The sequence below is a fragment of the Alkalihalophilus sp. As8PL genome, assembly GCF_040939795.1.
Taxonomy (GTDB): Bacteria; Bacillota; Bacilli; order Bacillales; family Bacillaceae_D; genus Alkalihalophilus; species Alkalihalophilus lindianensis.
This window is the reverse complement of the sequence record NZ_CP162551.1, coordinates 3,003,284-3,021,863: the sequence shown is the minus strand read 5'-3', so window position 1 is coordinate 3,021,863 and position 18,580 is coordinate 3,003,284. Positions and strand designations below refer to the sequence as shown.

General features: G+C 38.1%; 19 protein-coding genes. 3 read left to right on the top strand and 16 right to left on the bottom strand.

The features are described from left to right. Positions 1 to 8: 8 nt before the first annotated feature. On the bottom strand, positions 9 to 1,292 hold the full coding sequence (locus AB3N04_RS16640; protein WP_368503772.1) for an acetyl-CoA hydrolase/transferase family protein: 1,284 nt from the start codon (positions 1,290 to 1,292) through the stop codon (positions 9 to 11). Between the two features lie 398 nt (positions 1,293 to 1,690). Between AB3N04_RS16640 and AB3N04_RS16635 the strand changes: the two genes are divergently transcribed. Further along, on the top strand, positions 1,691 to 2,734 hold the full coding sequence (locus AB3N04_RS16635; protein ID WP_368503771.1) for an LCP family protein: 1,044 nt from the start codon (positions 1,691 to 1,693) through the stop codon (positions 2,732 to 2,734). A 42-nt stretch (positions 2,735 to 2,776) separates the two neighbouring features. Here the strand turns inward: AB3N04_RS16635 and fabF are convergent, their stop codons facing one another. Together fabF and AB3N04_RS16625 are read right to left on the bottom strand one after the other, a co-directional pair. Next, the gene (gene fabF / locus AB3N04_RS16630) at positions 2,777 to 4,012 is read right to left on the bottom strand and encodes a beta-ketoacyl-ACP synthase II (RefSeq protein ID WP_368503770.1); all 1,236 of its coding nucleotides are present in this window, start codon (positions 4,010 to 4,012) and stop codon (positions 2,777 to 2,779) included. Positions 4,013 to 4,054: 42 nt separating this feature from the next. Then, positions 4,055 to 4,990 carry a beta-ketoacyl-ACP synthase III gene (locus AB3N04_RS16625; RefSeq protein ID WP_368506079.1) on the bottom strand — a complete coding sequence of 312 codons (936 nt, stop codon included), beginning with the start codon at positions 4,988 to 4,990 and terminating at the stop codon, positions 4,055 to 4,057. A 208-nt stretch (positions 4,991 to 5,198) separates the two neighbouring features. On the opposite strand from AB3N04_RS16625, the gene AB3N04_RS16620 reads away from it, so the two are divergent. Continuing rightward, positions 5,199 to 5,486, top strand: coding sequence for a hypothetical protein (locus tag AB3N04_RS16620; protein ID WP_368503769.1), 288 nt, complete (start codon positions 5,199 to 5,201; stop codon positions 5,484 to 5,486). A gap of 22 nt (positions 5,487 to 5,508) precedes the next feature. Here the strand turns inward: AB3N04_RS16620 and AB3N04_RS16615 are convergent, their stop codons facing one another. The 4 genes from AB3N04_RS16615 to AB3N04_RS16600 all read right to left on the bottom strand — a co-directional run bounded on the left by AB3N04_RS16615 (position 5,509) and on the right by AB3N04_RS16600 (position 7,498). Continuing rightward, positions 5,509 to 5,796, bottom strand: a complete 288-nt coding sequence (locus AB3N04_RS16615) for a penicillin-binding protein (protein ID WP_368503768.1) — start codon at positions 5,794 to 5,796, stop codon at positions 5,509 to 5,511. 66 nt (positions 5,797 to 5,862) lie between these two features. Beyond that, a complete protein-coding gene (locus AB3N04_RS16610; protein WP_368503767.1) occupies positions 5,863 to 6,195 on the bottom strand; it encodes a hypothetical protein in 333 nt (110 codons plus the stop codon). 72 nt (positions 6,196 to 6,267) lie between these two features. Continuing rightward, positions 6,268 to 6,462: a ComZ family protein gene (locus tag AB3N04_RS16605; protein WP_317122223.1), complete on the bottom strand. Its 195-nt coding sequence runs from the start codon at positions 6,460 to 6,462 to the stop codon at positions 6,268 to 6,270. 73 nt (positions 6,463 to 6,535) lie between these two features. Beyond that, entirely contained in the window at positions 6,536 to 7,498 is a 963-nt protein-coding gene (locus tag AB3N04_RS16600) for a BMP family ABC transporter substrate-binding protein (RefSeq protein WP_368503766.1), read from the bottom strand. Between the two features lie 340 nt (positions 7,499 to 7,838). Here AB3N04_RS16600 and AB3N04_RS16595 point away from each other — a divergent pair, with 340 nt between their 5' ends. Beyond that, a complete protein-coding gene (locus tag AB3N04_RS16595; RefSeq protein ID WP_368503765.1) occupies positions 7,839 to 9,434 on the top strand; it encodes a peptide chain release factor 3 in 1,596 nt (531 codons plus the stop codon). A gap of 52 nt (positions 9,435 to 9,486) precedes the next feature. On the opposite strand, the gene AB3N04_RS16590 is transcribed toward AB3N04_RS16595, so the two are convergent. The 9 genes from AB3N04_RS16590 to AB3N04_RS16550 form a co-directional block, all read right to left on the bottom strand. Continuing rightward, the gene (locus tag AB3N04_RS16590; protein WP_368503764.1) at positions 9,487 to 10,236 is read right to left on the bottom strand and encodes a hypothetical protein; all 750 of its coding nucleotides are present in this window, start codon (positions 10,234 to 10,236) and stop codon (positions 9,487 to 9,489) included. Continuing rightward, positions 10,223 to 10,888, bottom strand: coding sequence for a B12-binding domain-containing protein (locus tag AB3N04_RS16585; RefSeq protein ID WP_368503763.1), 666 nt, complete (start codon positions 10,886 to 10,888; stop codon positions 10,223 to 10,225). Before AB3N04_RS16585 ends, AB3N04_RS16590 begins: the two co-directional genes overlap by 14 nt. A 272-nt stretch (positions 10,889 to 11,160) precedes the next feature. After that, complete coding sequence (locus AB3N04_RS16580) at positions 11,161 to 11,340, bottom strand: hypothetical protein (RefSeq protein WP_317122218.1); 180 nt, start codon at positions 11,338 to 11,340, stop codon at positions 11,161 to 11,163. Position 11,341: 1 nt separating this feature from the next. Beyond that, a complete protein-coding gene (locus AB3N04_RS16575) occupies positions 11,342 to 12,169 on the bottom strand; it encodes an NAD-dependent epimerase/dehydratase family protein (protein ID WP_368503762.1) in 828 nt (275 codons plus the stop codon). Positions 12,170 to 12,217: 48 nt separating this feature from the next. Beyond that, entirely contained in the window at positions 12,218 to 12,964 is a 747-nt protein-coding gene (locus AB3N04_RS16570) for an alpha/beta hydrolase (RefSeq protein WP_368503761.1), read from the bottom strand. A gap of 144 nt (positions 12,965 to 13,108) precedes the next feature. Further along, positions 13,109 to 13,288, bottom strand: a complete 180-nt coding sequence (locus AB3N04_RS16565; protein ID WP_368503760.1) for a YjzC family protein — start codon at positions 13,286 to 13,288, stop codon at positions 13,109 to 13,111. A gap of 64 nt (positions 13,289 to 13,352) precedes the next feature. Further along, entirely contained in the window at positions 13,353 to 14,309 is a 957-nt protein-coding gene (argF, locus tag AB3N04_RS16560; protein WP_368506078.1) for an ornithine carbamoyltransferase, read from the bottom strand. A 22-nt stretch (positions 14,310 to 14,331) separates the two neighbouring features. Next, a complete protein-coding gene (locus AB3N04_RS16555; RefSeq protein ID WP_368503759.1) occupies positions 14,332 to 17,478 on the bottom strand; it encodes a carbamoyl phosphate synthase large subunit in 3,147 nt (1,048 codons plus the stop codon). Further along, on the bottom strand, positions 17,471 to 18,550 hold the full coding sequence (locus AB3N04_RS16550) for a carbamoyl phosphate synthase small subunit (RefSeq protein WP_368503758.1): 1,080 nt from the start codon (positions 18,548 to 18,550) through the stop codon (positions 17,471 to 17,473). Before AB3N04_RS16550 ends, AB3N04_RS16555 begins: the two co-directional genes overlap by 8 nt. Positions 18,551 to 18,580: the final 30 nt, after the last annotated feature.

The window sequence follows — 18,580 nt, the reverse complement described above, 5'->3', positions numbered from 1 at the left end:
TTCTATTTTTATAAATAACCCATCTCTTTGGCTTGTGTTATTAATTCATCTCTAAAGTTAGGATGAGCAATATCGATAAGTGCTTGCGTACGCTCACGTATCGTTTTTCCACGCAATCTGGCAACCCCATATTCAGTGACAATATAATCAACATCATTTTTCGAAGTTGAGACGACTGAACCTTTTGCAAGAGTTGGGACTATTTTTGATATCGTCCCACCTTTAGTCGTTGAATGGAGGCAAATAATACCTTTCCCACCTCTAGCCATTCGAGCACCTATACCAAAATCTCCTTGACCACCCGTCGAAGAATAATACCTTCCGCTGATGGATTCAGAATTACATTGCCCTAGGAAATCAACTTCAATCGTCGCATTAATTGTAACGAGTTGAGGAATCGTTGAAATTAAACGGCTGTCATTTGTCTCGTCCACTGGATACATTTGCACCTGTTTGTTTTGGTCCATAAAGTCATATAATCTTTTTGTGCCAAAAGCAAAAGTCGCTGTCATACTTCCTTTATGTAGTGGATTAGACATATTAGAAACTGCTCCACTCTCAAATAAATCCACTACTTTATCTGGAATCATTTCTGTAAAAATGGTGAGATCTCGATGATCTTTTAGGAAATTCATGATCGCATTTGGAATCGCTCCAAAGCCGATTTGCAAAGTGTCTCCATTTTGAATAAGATCAGCCACGGTTTTCCCGATGATTTCATCTTCAGGACGAAGAGGAATTTCAGGTGTAGCTGGCAACTCAACGTGATGTTCAAATAAAGCATCTACTTGCGATATATGAATACGATTTAGACCATACGTCCTCGGCATGTTTTCATTCACTTCTAAAATAATACGTCTTGCCTGCTTTAATAATGGTGCAACATAATCACAATTAGTTCCTAAACTAAAATAGCCCTCTTCATCCATTGGCGATACTGTAGCCATAATGACCTGGTCATTTGTCGCCTCTTTCAAAATTTCTGGTAGGTCTGAAAAATGATTAGGTAAAAGATCTACTTCATGATCGTAAAACGCTCTTCGTTCATCTTTATTTAAGAACATCGAAATAATTTTAACTTTAGATGGGTCTAACGATAAGACTGGATGAAGAGACAACATTTGAAACAGTCGGTTCCCTTCCAATCGATCATGGTCAGCCAAAGCCTTCATCAATGCTGGTGGCTCGCCTACCGCTAACGGTACAATGATGTCTTCACGTGGTTCAATAACTGATACCGCTTCCAAGGAAGTTGCAGTTTGTTTTTGATTATATAGGTCTTGCACATTCATGACATATCCTCCTACATCCTATCGAGAAAGAATTCCCCAATATTTCATCTTATGTTTTGAATCCCCTCAAGCAATAATAATACTACGTTCTACCCTTGTAACCAAGACAATCATCTTTCTTTTTTATCTCAAGATTAAAGAAACACTTTTCAGGATAGTCTAACTTTTCTATCATTATTTAGTCTCATTCATTATTATTTACGAATCCAAAGAAACCACACACGAAAATAATCCCAATCTGTAAAGTAAATATAACTAGGATTAATGGCGTTTTTCCACAAATTTCGATAAATTTCCACAGCGATACAAATACAATCTGATATAATGAAGGGCATGAAAACAATCAGAGAACAGAGAATGATTTAATTGCTCTTTATTGTTAGATAGGAGGACTTTTGGTGGACACACGAACGAAACGATCAGTACAACGTAAACGTAGACCTCGAAAGCGAAAGAAATTATATGTCTCTTTCCTTTTACTTTTCTCTTTCCTATTTCTTTCGACCGCTGCATTCGCTGTACTTCAATATGAAATAGGTAAAAGTAATGCAAATCAAAACTTATCTGAAAACACAAATACCACTACGGAAAATACGGAAGAACAAGAATTCCAATCAAAAGAACCTGAAAATAATGAACCAATTAATGTACTCTTAATCGGCGTTGATACTGCTGATGATGAACCAGCAAGAACAGATACAATTATGGTTGCTCAATATGACCCTAAAAATGGTGATGCTAAATTAGCTTCCATCATGCGTGATACGTATGTAGAAATTCCAGGTTATCGAGATAATAAAATTAATGCTTCATTCTTTCTAGGCGGACCTGATTTGTTGCGTGAAACCATTGAACATAATTTCGGTTTAGACCTACACTATTATGCGATGGTGAATTTTGATGGGTTTGTGGAAGTAGTTGATACTGTTGCCCCAAATGGCATAGAAGTTGATGTTAAAGATCCAATGTATTACTCTTCAGGGAGTACAGAGATAAATTTCAAACCAGGCCTTCAAAAACTTGATGGTAAGGAAGCATTAAATTACGTGAGGTTTAGAAGTGATGCTAATAATGATTTTGGGCGTGTTCAACGCCAACAAGAAATGATTTCTCTTATTAAAGATGAAGTATTATCGGTTTCCGGTATCACTCGCGTTCCTCGTCTGATCGGTTCAATTGAACCGTATTTAGATACGAATATCAAAACAACTAGATTACTTAGTCTTGGTCGTGATTTTTTGTTGAACCCAGTAGATGATATCGATACATTACGTATTCCTGTTCAAGATGGATATTATGATGAATACTACAGTCATGCAGGATCCGTTTTAGAGCTTGATTTCGAAAAGAATCGTGAAGCAATAAATTCATTTTTCTCTAACCCTTCAGAAGGATTTGCAAATGACTCACAAACAAAAGATGAAGATGGGAAAGACTTGTAAAAAAAGCTCATTGCCTATAGCGGCAATGAGCTTTTCACTTCTCTAATATTGTTTAAATACTAGAGTGGCGTTATGTCCACCAAACCCTAGTGAGTTATTTAATACAGCCCGAACTTGTTGGTGTCTCGCTTCATTCGGTACATAATCTAAATCACATTCAGGATCAGGAGTTTCATAATTTGTCGTTGGAGGGATAACCCCTTCTTTAATGGCTTTGACAGAAAAGATTGATTCTATCGCTCCTGCAGCACCAAGTAAGTGACCCGTCATAGATTTTGTAGAACTAATAGCAAGCTTAGTTGCATGCTCACCAAAAACGGTCTTTACAGCCATTGTTTCAAACTTATCATTGTAAGGGGTGCTTGTTCCATGTGCATTCATGTAATCAATATCTTCAGGAGTTAATCCTGCATCCTCGATGGCTTGTTTCATCGCACGAGCCCCGCCTTCTCCTTCAGGTGCAGGAGCAGTCACATGATGAGCATCACCAGTTGCACCGTAACCAACGATTTCAGCATAGATCGTAGCACCGCGCTTTTCAGCTGATTCAAGACTCTCAAGAATTAAAATCCCAGCTCCTTCACCCATTACAAAACCATCGCGATTTGCGTCAAATGGACGTGAAGCATTTTCAGGATTATCAGTTGTCGTCACAGCTTTAGCTGCACAGAACCCTGCTACTGACATATTCGTAATTGGAGCCTCTGCCCCTCCTGTGATCATAACATCCGCATCACCGCGCTGAATAACTTTAAAGGCATCACCAATTGAATTCGTTCCTGATGCACATGCTGTAACCGAGCATGAGTTAATGCCTTTTGCTCCCGTGATAATCGATACTTGCCCTGAAGCCATATCAGGAATTAACATCGGCACAAAGAATGGACTAACACGCCTGTGTCCTTTTTCAATAAACGTACGGAATTGCTGTTCAAAAGTCTCCATACCGCCTATCCCAGATCCAATCCATACACCTACACGATTTGCAATATCCTCAGTCACTTCAAGATTAGCATCTTTTAAAGCCATAAGAGAGGCAGCAACTGCAAATTGAGTGAAGCGATCCATCTTTCTAGCTTCTTTTTTATCCACAAATTTACTAGGATCAAAATCCTTTACTTCTGCTGCTACTTTCATCGGAAATTCCTCAGCGTTCACACGAGTTAATAAACCAATGCCGGACTCTCCTTGAATCGCTCTTTCCCAAGTTGTTTCTGCACTTAATCCAAGTGGTGTTACTGCACCAATACCTGTAACTACGACACGTCTTTTTTCCACAACGATTCTCTCCTTTTCTTTAACTAATTCTATTTACTACTATTAACGTCCCCAACGTAGGGCAACCGATCCCCATACTAATCCTGCACCAAAACCTACAAGGACTAGAATATCTCCATCTTTAATTTTACCACTGTTCAACTCGTCTACCATAGCCATTGGGATAGAAGCTGAAGAAGTGTTACCGTATTTATGTACGGTCTTTGACATCTTTTCTATAGGAAGCTCTAGACGTTCACGAGCAGCTTCCATAATACGGATATTCGCTTGGTGAGGCACGAGGAAATCAACATCTTCCTTCGTTAAGCCAGCTTTGTGTAAGACTGAAAGAGATGATTCTCCCATTTGTCTTACTGCAAATTTAAACACTTCACGGCCATTCATTTCTAAGAAATCACCTTTTTTATTGATATGCATTGCACCAGCACCATCAGCTCCAAGTTCAAAAGCTAGAAGCCCTTTACCTTCTGAAACCGGTCCTAAAACAGCGGCCCCTGCACCATCTCCAAAAAGGACAGCCGTATTACGATCAGAGAAATTTGTTACTTTAGATAGTTTCTCAACCCCGATAACGAGCACATGCTTATATGCTCCTGTTTCAATAAATTGCTGCCCTGTTGCCAATCCATAAATAAAACCTGCACACGCAGCACTTATATCCATAGCAGCTGCTTTTTTAGCACCAAGACGCTCTTGGATTAAAGAAGAAACTGTTGGGAATGCCATATCTGGTGTCACTGTAGCGACTAAAATTAAGTCGATCTCCTCTGCTGAAACTCCTGCATGCTCTAAAGCTTTTTGTGCCGACTCAAAAGCCATATCTGAAGTATCAATATCATCTGTAGCGAAGCGACGCTCTTCAATTCCTGTGCGAGTTTTAATCCACTCATCAGAAGTATCAAGTTTCTTTTCAAAATCTGCATTTGTCACTAGTTGATTTCCAATATAGCTCCCCATACCATAAATCCCAGCTTTCACCATGCATTGACTCCCCCTTTATTTAAACTTTCAATTATTTACGAGTTATTATTAGTACCTACTACTAATTTTATCTTATCAATATATATCTGTCTAGTTGTAATTGTTACGTCCCACTTTGAAACGGGCGATTATTTGAACACAAAAAAGGGGTTTGGCCCATACACTAATAAAGAGTCAACTTGGTTTTGTAGTAAGGAGGATCAATATGAGCGACAAAAATCGTGAAGAACCACAAGCAGATCTTTTTTCCCAACTCATGTTTGGAGCACCCCCTAAGCCCACTCCAAAAAAAGAGGAAATCAAGGCACCCCCTACTCAATTAGAACAATTTTTAACACTTGTTCAAACAGTTGCACCAACATTAGAAAAACTTGCTCCATTCATGGGGGTCATCACCACGTTTTTCACTCAACAACAAAAACCAACAGATACGACAGCCCCACCCTCAAAAAAAATCGAAAATAATGAACAAAAAGAAAGCGACAACGCATAACGGTTGTCGCTTTCTTTTGTTTTTAACGATAGTAGTATACAGGTCCAAAATTCGAACCGAAATTCGGACCATAATTAGGTCCGTAGCTAGGTCCATAACTCGGTCCGAAACCAGGACCAAAATTCGGTCCAAAATTCGGTCCATAATTAGGGCTATAATAAACGGGTGGTCGACCATAATTATTAAACAACAAGCCACCAATCGCTAATCCGCCCAAAAACGGAACAAAAGGGAAATAGCGCTGATCATGATGATGACCATGACCTGAACGGGCCATTTGTTGATATGGCTGGTAAGGCTGATAGTTCATCCATCCCAACTCCTTCACATAGATTCTCTACATCCTATGGAAGGTAGTCTCTTTTTGAGCGTGTCCTCACTCCGATTGTCCTGAAGCATTCCCGAGCTGTTCCATAAGCTCAGTAAAAAAACCGTCTAATTGTTCTTTTAATCTCTCTTCTTCTTCTGTTTTGGCTTTCATAATCCTAACTGCTTCATACGTTTCTAAAAAGCCATTAAAATCACCCGTGCGAATTTGAGCTAAACTATAATGAACAAACAAACGAATGTGCTCTCCACCACTTTTTTTCATCAACTCTACAAATGGCTTCAGCGTTTCAATAGCCTCCTCATTTCTCTTTTCAGAAACGAGTTTAAATCCCTCCTTCATTTTATCAGCAAATGCTTGTAGCTTTTCTTCCTTTGTCAAAAGTCTCACTCCTATTCATAGAAAGAGGCTCAAACCTTAGTCATTCAGGCGAGCCTCTCAATTTATTTAGATTTATGATTTATTTTCCATACTCTCTTCTTTTCCAAGTTCATATGCTTCAGACATAACGTTTAACAGTAGTTCAAGCATCGGTTGAAGATCGTCCATATTTAGCTCGATCCCTTTATCATCTAAGATTTTTTTTCCCTCTGGTAAATGCTTCATTGCGATTTGCATAAATTTCATATTCTGTTCTTGATTATTCATTATTCCACCTCTTCATTCTTAGACTCACCTTTAAATTTACTATGAGTAGATAAGGAAAGCAAGAAGGACGCGTTTATTCTTCATTTGGAAGGGTACCGTTTTCGATATATGCATCTATAGCCTCTTCAATATGTTCTTTGAGATCAGTCGGGACTTGAGGGCTAAAACTTCCTAAAGAGATCACGCCATCTGGAAAATCAAATGTGTGATTCCCGGGCTGCAGGGCACCAGCCTTAAATTGTTGAGCTACCAGTTCATACAGTTGATCAACATGCTGGACTGTACTCGTTAAAACCGTTGCTTCTCCTAGATCAGATTGATCCCCTACATATCCAATAGCATAAAGCCCTTCTTGCTTTACTTGCTCAATGACCTCAACATGAAATCCATCCCCTGCTGGGTAATAAACATCAATTCCTTCATGCTTTAATTGATCAAAGTAATCTAAAGCCTTCTCTACATCGGTCCAATCCTCTACATATTTAATTGTGACGTCAACATTTGGGTCCATATGTATAGCACCATCTTTAAAACCTTCTAACTCAGGTTGCCATGGAAATGCAGCTATGGCCGCAATATGATTTGATTGCGTACTAGCTGCCCCAACCATACCAGCAAAAAAACCCATCGCATAACTATCAAACTCTAGGTTCGTCACATTGTCGCCATTCACTTCACCATTAAAACTAACAAAGTGAATACTTGGATAGTCCTCACTTATTTCCGAAAAATACTCAGCAAAAATATGTCCGTGACCAAAGATCAAATTAATATCTTGATCAATAAAAGCGTTGGTTGCTGAAATAACATCGTATCTTGAATTTACTTCTTCTCTAAAGTCTACATGCACATCCAAAGAAGAGTGAATGTTTAATAGACCTTGATAGCCTTTGCTGTTCCACCCTTGATCATCAATTGTATCTTCAATTAATAATCCCACACCGTCTAAACTTGATTCGCTTGCTTCACTTGAACAACCCATAACGAACATAAATAATGGTAATAATATTAAAATAAGCAATCGTTGAATATGCATGTTGGCACTCTCCTGATAAATCCCTACTATAAAATAGTATAAAACATTCAGAGATTTTTTTCTGCTTCGTTTAAAGATACGTTATAAAAGTCCTGGTTTAACCTAATTGGTTTGGACAAGTTAGTATTCGTTATTTTCATTATAAACACCTGCCAAACTTGTCATATCTTTCGTTTTGTAATCAAATTGTAAGATACTCTCTTATTTCAGCCTGGAAAATAAATAGTTATTAAGTAGGATCAAACATTATTGGCTCATACAACTCTTTTTAATGGATGAATCCCCTCCATAAGACTGGTATAATGAAATGATACTGATTTGAAGAAACGAGGAATTCAATATGAACGAAAACCAAGCCGTACAATCGAGACGGACATTTGCGATCATCTCCCATCCGGATGCTGGTAAAACAACTCTTACTGAAAAATTGCTCTTATTTGGTGGTGCTATCCGTGAAGCTGGAACAGTAAAGGGACGCAAAAATAGTAAACACGCTATGAGTGACTGGATGGAAATTGAGAAACAACGTGGTATTTCTGTTACAAGCTCCGTACTTGAGTTTTTGTATGACGGATATCATGTAAATATATTAGACACACCTGGACATGAGGACTTTAGTGAAGATACGTATCGAACATTAACCGCTGCTGATTCTGCAACCATGTTAATTGATGCCGCTAAAGGGGTCGAGGCTCAAACAAAGAAACTATTTAAAGTTTGTAAAATGCGCGGAATTCCGATCTTTACATTTATGAATAAACTTGATCGCCAAGGACGCGATCCATTTGAATTGATGGAGGAATTAGAAGACTTATTAGGTATTCGTTCTTACCCAATGGGTTGGCCGATAGGTATGGGGCAATCCTTTACTGGTGTATATGACCGCCATAATAAGAAACTTGAATTGTACAATCCTGAAAATCCTAAAGATATTGATGTCATTCAATTATCAGGACCAGATGACCCTAAACTAGATGAAGCAATAAACGACGAAGACCTTGTTGCTCAATTTAGAGAAGAACTTGAGCTTTTAGATGTCGCAGGAGATGAGTTCGATCTTGATCAAGTAAAAAATGGAGAGTTAACACCAATCTTTTTTGGTAGTGCGATTTCGAGCTTCGGTGTTCAAACTTTCCTTGAACATATGCTCAAACTTTCTCCATGGCCTACACCTCGTGAAAGTACAAAGGGGATCATTGACCCCCTTACCCATAAAGGCTTTTCGGGATTTATCTTTAAAATTCAAGCTAATATGAATCCAGCTCACCGTGACAGAGTTGCTTTTCTTCGAATTACTTCTGGTAAATTCGAAAGAGGAATGCAAGTAAAGCATGTAAGGCTTGGTAAGAATTTAAAGCTATCTCAGCCTACACAATTTTTAGCCCAAAGTAGAAGTATTGTCGATGAGGCTCACGCTGGTGATATTATCGGACTTTTTGATCCAGGTACGTTTAGAATTGGTGATACATTAGTTGAAGGACAAGAATTTGAATTTGATGAGATGCCACACTTCTCACCAGAGTATTTCTCGGCTATTTCTGTAAAAGAAGCTCTAAAGCATAAGTCATTTGAGAAGGGCCTCCAACAATTAACTGAAGAAGGCGCTATTCAATTATTTAAGACATTCAATCGTTTTAGTGAACAACAAATTGTCGGAGTTGTTGGTGTGCTGCAGTTTGAAGTGTTAGAACATCGTCTAAAAAATGAATATCATGTAGATATCCAATTAGAGCGTCTTCCTTATTCCTTTGCACGATGGGTGGATGGACCAGAGAGTGAGATGAATACGTTCAAAAAAATGCAACGAAATCTCGTTACAGACCGTGATGGCCGAATGGTTGCCCTCTTTGATAATGACTTCCAAATGAGAACAGCCATCGACAAATATCCAAACATTAAATTCTACGAAAACTCATTTTATAAATCTCAATCTTAAGGAACAAAAACAAACAAAAAAGGATGGCTGCAAAGAGCCATCCTTTTTCTTCTTATGAACTTAAATAGGTGTGAATCACGTCATGTAGGTTAGTCTTAAAAGATGCTTGAAGCTCTTTTCCTTGTCTATTAAAGTGAAAGGCTTGGTTGGGTTTTAATCCTATTACACTCGAATCAATACCCATTACTTGCAGTCGTTGAAGTAAATAACAAAATGCCTCAATTCCACCTTCTTCAAATTCTCCAATTCCGTTAAAATCGAATAGTATCTGTTCATATTCACCTTTAAACGCTCTTTCCGATAATACGTTTTGGTTAACTTCAATTAAGCTTTTATCTAATTCCCCAAAAAGCATTACCACACCAGTCGTTTTGGAGATTTTAATAAAAGGGGCTGAGAGTCGTTTTATTTTCATGATCGAGTTCTCTAAGCTTTCCTTATTCTCTAATAGCTCAAAGTTTGTATTAGCTAGACGTTTACTATGTTGTTTAACCAACTCTTCAAGACGTTCAATGTCACTATTTTTTCTTATGCAGATCATATGACATGCATCGTCTCTCCATTGGAAGGAACAATCGAAGAGAGCCATAGGGACTTCTTCCGTTTTTAAAACTAGCTCACACTCTTGTCGCTCATTACCCTCTAATAAATGTTTGAATTTATTCCTACTACCTTCATCAATCAAGTCTTCTACCGTTAATGAAGGGGGGAATATTTGATCAGCATCCTCTGATGTTTCAATGACTTTAAGGCTACGATCAAAAATAAGATATGGAACAGGTATATATTTAATGTTGAACATTCACTTTCACTCCAGCAGAATTATTTAGTAGCCACTCTTCTAGCTGCTTGATACCTTTTATAAGTAGGGTTTTGTCTGAACAATGTGGGGATAAATCATATTGCTCTACTAATCTCCCACCTACCAACACAGTTGGCTGGTGTTCTATATTTTCTAATTGAGATACGTACTTTTTAAGATTCACTAAATGATAAGGAATCGAAACGGATAAACCAATGATATCAGGCTTCCATTCATGAGCAGCATCCAATAAAGCATCTAAAGGTAGGTTTGCTCCATACAACTTGGTACTCCACCCACTTTGCTCAAATAAATGAGAAGTCAACTTCAATCCAATGTCATGCTGCTCTTCTTCAATACATAAAAACATCGCCTTAGGTCGCTCTGTCATGTAGCGAATGTTTGATGTTCGTTTTGAATGATGATAAGCAAGGATAAAATTACAAGTAGATGTCGCTAAGTGTTCTTCTGCTACAGTAATTTGATTCGTTTCCCATAGATGACCGATTTCTCTCATTGATTGAGTAATTAGATCCTCATAAAAGTCTGAGCTACTATTCTTATGTTGTTGATACATTTGGACGATTTTCCAAGCTTCAAACTGATCACCTGATAATAAGGCGTGAACGAATAATGTAGTCATTTTGTGCATTCTACTTTCACCTCTTTTAATGCTCGATTAAGTTGAATAAAAAGGTGCTTTATTCTCTATCAAGTTTTCGTCTAGGGTCATGAGTAGATGCGAATAATAAGATTTAACCCACTAGGAATCATTTATTCTCAGTTAATATCATTCTATTATGTCATAAGTGTAAAAAAAAAAGAAGCAAACACCCTCTTCTAAATAAAGCCAAACCTCTTTTTTCTTCTTATTACCCATACATTTCAAAATAAAAAAGACTCTTTTTAATAGGAGTCTTTGTTTTAATCGTTCCTCTTATTACTTAATCGTCTGTAAATCACTTCAGCACCAATCCCTATCACAATCGCTATTAACACGCTTATGCCATCAGTTAATCCGAATAGCATCTGACCTATAAAAAAAGAAGTCAAAGCAAAAAGCGCAAAAATAATGATACCCATAAATGAGCGAAATAATTCCATCTTAGCCACTTCCTTTTTGAAACTCACATTGCTTTTGCCATTGTTTCACATGCTCGTTATATTTTGCAAGCCCTTCCTTCACCCGAACTTGTGGCTTATATCCTAATTGATTTTCTGACTTAGATGTCGATAAAAAAGAACCTTCTAAAGATTGTGGACGTTGCTCTGAACAATCAACATCAAAAAAGGAAGGCAGGTGAAAAACTTCATTTCCCTTTTTTTTCATAGCCGCTAACATAAGACCATTTACTGCATCTGAAATATAGATGGCCATGTTATAATCGACCTTTTCTACATATTCTGGTTGCCAAGGTCCATACACTACTGGCATTCGTACGATCGAGCATACAACTGACTGTTCCATTGAAAGCTGAGCAATACTCTTTTCCATTTTTTGTTTATGCTTACCTAATAGTGTGTCCGGTCTTAAAGGGGCTGATTCTGATATTTCTCCTTCTTGATCTCCGTACACCTCTGTACTGGATGCATAAATGAGCCTCGTATTTGCAGGAAGCTTTTTTATCATTTTATCGAGCATAGCTAATTCTGATTCAGCTGTTTCTTTTAATAGTTGTTGATCATTTGCAGCTATATGAAAGATTGCATCGATCTTACTGAAATCATTTATAGTATGGAGTGAATCCAATGTTAGTTTATGCAAATGATAGTGGGCATTCCTCCCCATTCTAAGTTCCATTTCTTCCTCTTCTAGTGTACGGTCTTTTTGTAAATGATCTACAGCAATCACTTCGATTCCTTCATTCAACAGTCGATTGCATAAATGAAATCCTATAAAACCTAATGCACCTGTGACACAAACACGTTCCATCTGTATCCCTCCTATGTATCTTCCCTCTTGACCTAGAGGCAAGAGGAGTTACAGTTTCATTTCAGTTTTCTTAAAAAATTTTAGTGCCGGATGGATAAACGAAGAATAGCTTTTACTACCTCCATGTAAACTGAGGGTGATTGGAATGTTATTATCTTCACATTCCTTTGTAAAAGGTCGACTATGTTGTTCAAAGGGATACCGTTTATTTGTGACATCATGTATGATATGCAATGGTGGGCATTCATTGGGTTCATTTAAAGAAAGCTGTCTTTTAAATACTGAAGGATCTAGTTCGTCTTGTGATAAACCATGTGCCGTCAAAAACTCGCGTATGAAGCGTTTATAATAAAGTTTGTTCTGCTCTTCTTGCTTTGCAAATGCGTCTAGATACATGCAAGGATTAATAAAAAATGCAGAACGAATGACTTCGGGCCTTCTTTTAAGAAGTGCTTGAGTGACAAGGGCTCCACTTCCTTCTGCAATAAGATGAACTTTTTTATTTAAAAGAGCACGCTTATAAATTAAATGATACAGTTGCTCCATATAATCAACCGCACGACTACTTCCCCAATGCTTACCAAATAATTCAGAGGTGAAGACTGTATAGCCTTCATTTAGTAAAGAATGTATAAAAGAAAACCGTTCAGGATGTTGATGCCAAATGCTTGTATCCGCTTCTACACTCTTTGGATGCTCTCCAATAATTAACACTGCAAACCCATTTGGTCTCTCAGGAAAAAAGAGGAGATTCCACTGGTTTTCAAGTTTAAAGAAGGTTTCATTTAATGACATATTATCAACCTCTCCTCTCCTTTAAGATACTTTCTTATTACCCTATGCATATGTTAAAGAAAACGGAATGAGACAAATGATGATATTCTTTTTATCAAAAAAACAGCAAGTATAGACATATGTCCGTACTTGCTGCTTTTTTTATTATGGCTTGCGCTTTTGAGTCCACTTTCTATTGTGGTTTGTGTTTTCTGGAAATGTGTCCCCAGCTTCAAGCTTTACTGACTTTGGATTTTGAACCATGCTGCCTGTTTCACCAATTTCAACATAAATACCATTGTTAGGCGCTTTTTGACCATGATCAAATTGTTTGTTTTGACCCATAATGATCCCTCCTTCTCCCTTAGAGTTTCCAGATTAAGAAGAATCATGAGTGGCGCTCACTTTTTTACGAAAGTATTGAAGTTAAAATGGCTTTTTGTGCATGAAGTCGATTTTCTGCCTGATCATAAACAACAGAATGACCTCCGTCAATTACATCAGCCGTGACTTCCTCGCCACGGTGAGCAGGTAAACAATGTAAGAATAAATAATCGGGTTTAGCATGCGCCGTTAAGGCTTCATTTACTTGATAAGGGAGAAATGCTTTTACTCGCTCTGCTTGCTCTCCCTCAAACCCCATACTAGCCCATACATCTGTGTAAATAACATCTGCATCTTCTACTGCTTCAACAGGGTCAGTCGTTTGAGTTAAAATCGCTCCCGTTTCCTTTGCTGCTTCACTTGCCTTTTTAAAGATTTCTTGATTTACTTCATAGCCTTTTGGAGTGGCAACAGAAACATCCATACCCACCTTGGCTCCTGCAACAAGAAGGGAATGGGCAACGTTATTCCCATCACCAACATAGGCTAATTTCAATTTAAGAGCTCCTGGCTTATGCTCTTTAATCGTTAATAGATCAGCAAGCCCTTGACATGGATGAAATGCATCTGTTAATGCATTGATAACAGGAACATCTGCGTGTTCAGCAAGCTCTTCTACCATTTCATGAGAATTGGTTCTAATCATAATGGCATCTACATAACGCGATAAAACTTTAGCGGTATCCTGTACGGGTTCACCTCGGCCAATTTGTAAATCTCTTGGGCTTAAGAAAAGAGCATGACCTCCTAATTGGGTCATTCCAACCTCAAATGAGACACGTGTTCTCGTTGAGGCATTTTCAAAGATCATTCCTAATGATTTTCCTGAGAGAATCGGCTGTATAGGCTGTTCTTTTGTCGCATTCTTTAGTTGAATCGCTTCATCTAGTAGTTGATTCACTTCTTCGGAAGTATAATCTAATAAGGTTAAAAAATCTCTCCCTTTAAGATTCGTTTTTTTATATACTGTTTGACCACTCACTTGCAACACTACCTTTACTTGTTTATTGTACGAGCTCACTCGTTCTAGCTCTCCATTCCTCAATGGATAACAAATGACTAGACGTTGATTCATTCCCTTTTAACATTACATCTAACGTTGTTAGCTCTGTAATAACACCGACACGTTGTTTTAAGGCTTCAATACGTTTATCCATACCTGTTTTATAGCCTGCTTTTGGTAGACTTATGAGTAGTGCAGCTTCATTTGAATGAATCCACTGGTCAAACTCATCTTCAATGATTGTAAAGCCCTCATCTAGAAGCACTTGTTTGTATTTCTCAAATTCCTGAAGATAAGACTCATCGACTTCAATAAATATTGATCCCTTCGACCCAACAAGGGAAGAGCCACCTTCTAAAGCTTCAAATGTCTTTTTGAATGCCTCGTTTAAGTCAGAGCTTATACTGATTAATTCACCTGTTGATTTCATTTCAGCCTCTAGGATTGGGTCAACACCTGAGAGCTTTTGATAAGAAAACACAGGGGCCTTCACCGTATAAAAGGGTGGTGTAGGAGCAAAGCCGGTTTTTTTGGTAATCTCTTTTAACTTCTTCCCTAATAAAAGATCGATCGTGTACTCAATTAATGGTTCTCCGTTAATTTTACTGAGAATCGGAACCGTTCGTGAGGCTCTCGGATTTATCTCAATCACATATAAAGCTCCTTTATAATGTACAAATTGAACATTGAAAATCCCACGCAAGTTCATGCCATTAGCCATTTGCTTTGTATACTGTAAGATCAACTCTTTTGTTGAATCTGAGATTGAATAGGTTGGGGTCACAGCAATACTATCTCCAGAATGAACACCTGCTTTTTCAACTTGTTCAAATAAACCGGCAATATAGATGTCTTCACCATCTGTTAAAACATCGACTTCTAATTCAATCCCTGGATAATAAGCATCTATTAGTATTGGATACGCTAAATCATGATGATTAACTGCAAGAATATCTTCTAATTCTTCTTTAGAAGTGGCAATCATCATCCCCTGCCCGCCGATGACGTAGGAAGGTCTAATTAAAACGGGAAACCCAATATCAATCGCTTTCTGAATAGCTTCTTGGCTATTTTCTGCTGTAACTCCTGGAATATGTGGAACGTTCACTTCATTCATAAATTCATAAAACTTCCCGCGATCCTCAAGCTGATCAATCGTCTTAATGGTTGTACCGTATATATGCACACCTGCTTTTTCGAGTCCTTCTACTAAAGAGATAGCAGTTTGGCCACCTAGTCCCACGACAACACCCTCTGGTTGTTCAAGGTCGATAATATTTAATACATCTTCTACAGTTAGAGGCTCAAAGTATAAACGATCTGCAGTAGCATAATCGGTACTTACCGTTTCAGGATTATTATTGATAATAATAGCTTCATATCCTAAGCGATTAAGGCTTAGTGCCCCATGTACTGAGCAATAATCAAATTCTATACCTTGACCTATACGAATAGGTCCTGAGCCGAGAATGATGATTTTCTTTTTATCTTTTGTCAGTTCAACATCTTCTTCCCCACTCCAACTTGAGTAATAATAAGAAGTCGAAGCCGTAAATTCACCAGCACATGTATCGACCATTTTATAACGAGGGACGATGCCGAAAAGTTTTCTCTTTTGTCTAATTGCTGACTCAGACACCCCCCACACCATTCCTATCCAATGATCTTGAAAACCGTTCGTTTTATATAGGCTTAATTCATTTTTGGTAACAGAATTTAAGGTGTTATTTTTTATTTGATTTTCTAGGACAACTAAATTGTGAAAAGCATTTAAGAAAAAGAGGTTAATTTGAGTCGCTTCGTGGACATCATTTATCGATATTCCTTTTCTTAATAGCTCCATAATGGCAAAAAAGCGACGATCATCAGCCTTTATTACCAGATCCCAAAGCTCCGATTCAGTCATTTTTTTAAGGCTCGGTAATGTTAATCCCTCTACTTTAATTTCAAGCGATCTCACAGCTTTTTGAATACCAGCTTCAAGATTCCGTTCAATTGCCATTACCTCTCCTGTTGCTTTCATTTGTGTTCCAAGCTGACGCTCTGCATGGACAAGCTTATCAAAAGGCCAACGCGGGAACTTCACCACCACATAATCAAGGGCTGGCTCAAAGCTTGCATAAGTGTGTCCAGTCACAGGATTAATTAATTCATGTAGTTGATATCCGATGCTAAGCTTAGCCGCCATTCGTGCAATTGGATATCCAGTTGCTTTTGAAGCTAATGCTGATGAACGACTAACACGTGGATTTACCTCGATTAAATAGTACGTTTTACTATAAGGGTCAAGCGCAAATTGAATGTTACAGCCGCCTACTATTCCTAATGCACGAATAATCTTTATTGAGACTGACCGTAGCATTTGGTACTCTATGTCTGTTAACGTTTGCGAAGGGGCTACAACAATTGAATCTCCTGTATGTATGCCAACAGGATCAATGTTCTCCATGTTACAAATCGTAATGCATGTATCATTATCGTCTCGCATCACTTCATATTCAATTTCCTTAAAGCCAGCGATGCTCTTTTCGATCAGGCATTGGTTAATTGGGCTTAGTGCTAACCCACCTTTAATAATTCGTAACAATTCTGGTTCATCACTTGCTATTCCCCCTCCAGCTCCCCCTAACGTGTAAGCAGGGCGAACGATAATCGGGTAACCTACTTTCTCTGCAAACGTAATTGCACCTTCAACTGTATTGACTATGTCACTTTCTGGGACTGGCTCATTTAGTTCATTCATTAATGTTCGAAAGGCTTCTCGATCTTCACCTTTTTTAATAGAATCAATTGGTGTACCCAATAATTCAACATCATACTCATCTAAAATGCCTTGATCATGTAAAGCTAATGCCAAGTTTAATCCTGTTTGGCCACCTAATGTCGCTAACAAACCATCTGGTTTTTCTTTGTCGATAATTTGCTTGATGCTATTAACAGTCAATGGTTCAAAATAAACGACATCAGCACATGCCTCATCTGTCATAACGGTTGCTGGATTATTATTAACGAGGATTACTTTGATCCCCTCTTCTTTAAGTGCAAGACATGCTTGCGTGCCTGCATAATCAAACTCTGCTGCCTGACCGATCACAATGGGACCTGATCCAATGACTAGAACAGTATGAAGTTGTTCTTGTTTAGGCATATGTCTTCTCTCTCCCTTTCTTCTCTACCATCTCTATAAAATCGGTAAAATAATGCGCACTATCACTAGGTCCTGGATGTGCTTCTGGATGAAATTGAAGTGTGATAATTGGCAACTCTTTATGAAGTAACCCTTCAATCGATTGGTCATTTATATTGATGAATTTCGGTGTAAAACCGGTATATTCTAATGATTGTGGCTTTACAACATAACTGTGATTTTGTGAGGTCATATAGACCTTATTTGTCACACAATCTATTACTGGTTGATTAGCTCCTCTATGTCCAAAACGCAACTTCTCCGTATCCGCACCAAATGCTAGAGCTAATAATTGATGCCCTAAACAAATTCCAAGGGTGGGAAAACGTATGGCAATCTTTTTAATCGAAGGGAGTAAATCAGTTAATTTCTTCGGATTACCTGGACCATTAGATAACAACACTCCATCTGGTTTCATCTCCTCAATTTCTTCAAATGATGAATCATATGGCATGATTGTCACTTTGCACTTAAGTTCAAGAAGCTGATCGACAATTGATTTTTTGTAACCAAAATCGAGTAAGACAATATGGTGATCACCTGACCCAAGTTCTATTTTCTTCGGTATAGATACTTCTGCAACAACATCTTGATCGGCTAAATTAGGAATGATCGTAAAATCAACATCTTTTAAATCTGTCGTTAAAATCGCCCTCATGTCACCTTTTTCACGAATTCGTTTCACAATCGCTCGTGTGTCCACCCCCGTTAAAAGTGGTGTTCCGTTTTCTTTACAACAATCAGATAGAGTATTATTTGCATCATAGTGATAACCTTGATTACTTAATTGATGGACAATGATAGCTGCAGCTTGCGAATGCTTACTTTCATGATCCAGATGATTCACCCCATAGTTGCCTATTAACGGATACGTAAACACGACCATTTGCCCTTTAAAAGACGGGTCAGTCATCACTTCTTGATAGCCCGTCATTCCTGTAAAGAAGACGATTTCTCCATGTACCTGTTTTTGATCTCCTAACAGTTCCCCTTCAAATATCTCTCCTGTTTCAAGTACTATATAGCCTTTCATAAAACCCCTCCACCCGAGAACGAATTTATA

Coding starts and splice junctions, on each gene's coding strand:
- AB3N04_RS16640 (WP_368503772.1), bottom strand. CDS start 1,292: ATGAATGTGCAAGACCTATATAATCAAAAACAAACTGCAACTTCCTTG.
- AB3N04_RS16620 (WP_368503769.1), top strand. CDS start 5,199: ATGAGCGACAAAAATCGTGAAGAACCACAAGCAGATCTTTTTTCCCAA.
- AB3N04_RS16615 (WP_368503768.1), bottom strand. CDS start 5,796: ATGAACTATCAGCCTTACCAGCCATATCAACAAATGGCCCGTTCAGGT.
- AB3N04_RS16605 (WP_317122223.1), bottom strand. CDS start 6,462: ATGAATAATCAAGAACAGAATATGAAATTTATGCAAATCGCAATGAAG.
- AB3N04_RS16600 (WP_368503766.1), bottom strand. CDS start 7,498: ATGCATATTCAACGATTGCTTATTTTAATATTATTACCATTATTTATG.
- AB3N04_RS16595 (WP_368503765.1), top strand. CDS start 7,839: ATGAACGAAAACCAAGCCGTACAATCGAGACGGACATTTGCGATCATC.
- AB3N04_RS16590 (WP_368503764.1), bottom strand. CDS start 10,236: ATGTTCAACATTAAATATATACCTGTTCCATATCTTATTTTTGATCGT.
- AB3N04_RS16585 (WP_368503763.1), bottom strand. CDS start 10,888: ATGCACAAAATGACTACATTATTCGTTCACGCCTTATTATCAGGTGAT.
- AB3N04_RS16580 (WP_317122218.1), bottom strand. CDS start 11,340: ATGGAATTATTTCGCTCATTTATGGGTATCATTATTTTTGCGCTTTTT.
- AB3N04_RS16575 (WP_368503762.1), bottom strand. CDS start 12,169: ATGGAACGTGTTTGTGTCACAGGTGCATTAGGTTTTATAGGATTTCAT.
- AB3N04_RS16570 (WP_368503761.1), bottom strand. CDS start 12,964: ATGTCATTAAATGAAACCTTCTTTAAACTTGAAAACCAGTGGAATCTC.
- AB3N04_RS16565 (WP_368503760.1), bottom strand. CDS start 13,288: ATGGGTCAAAACAAACAATTTGATCATGGTCAAAAAGCGCCTAACAAT.
- AB3N04_RS16555 (WP_368503759.1), bottom strand. CDS start 17,478: ATGCCTAAACAAGAACAACTTCATACTGTTCTAGTCATTGGATCAGGT.
- AB3N04_RS16550 (WP_368503758.1), bottom strand. CDS start 18,550: ATGAAAGGCTATATAGTACTTGAAACAGGAGAGATATTTGAAGGGGAA.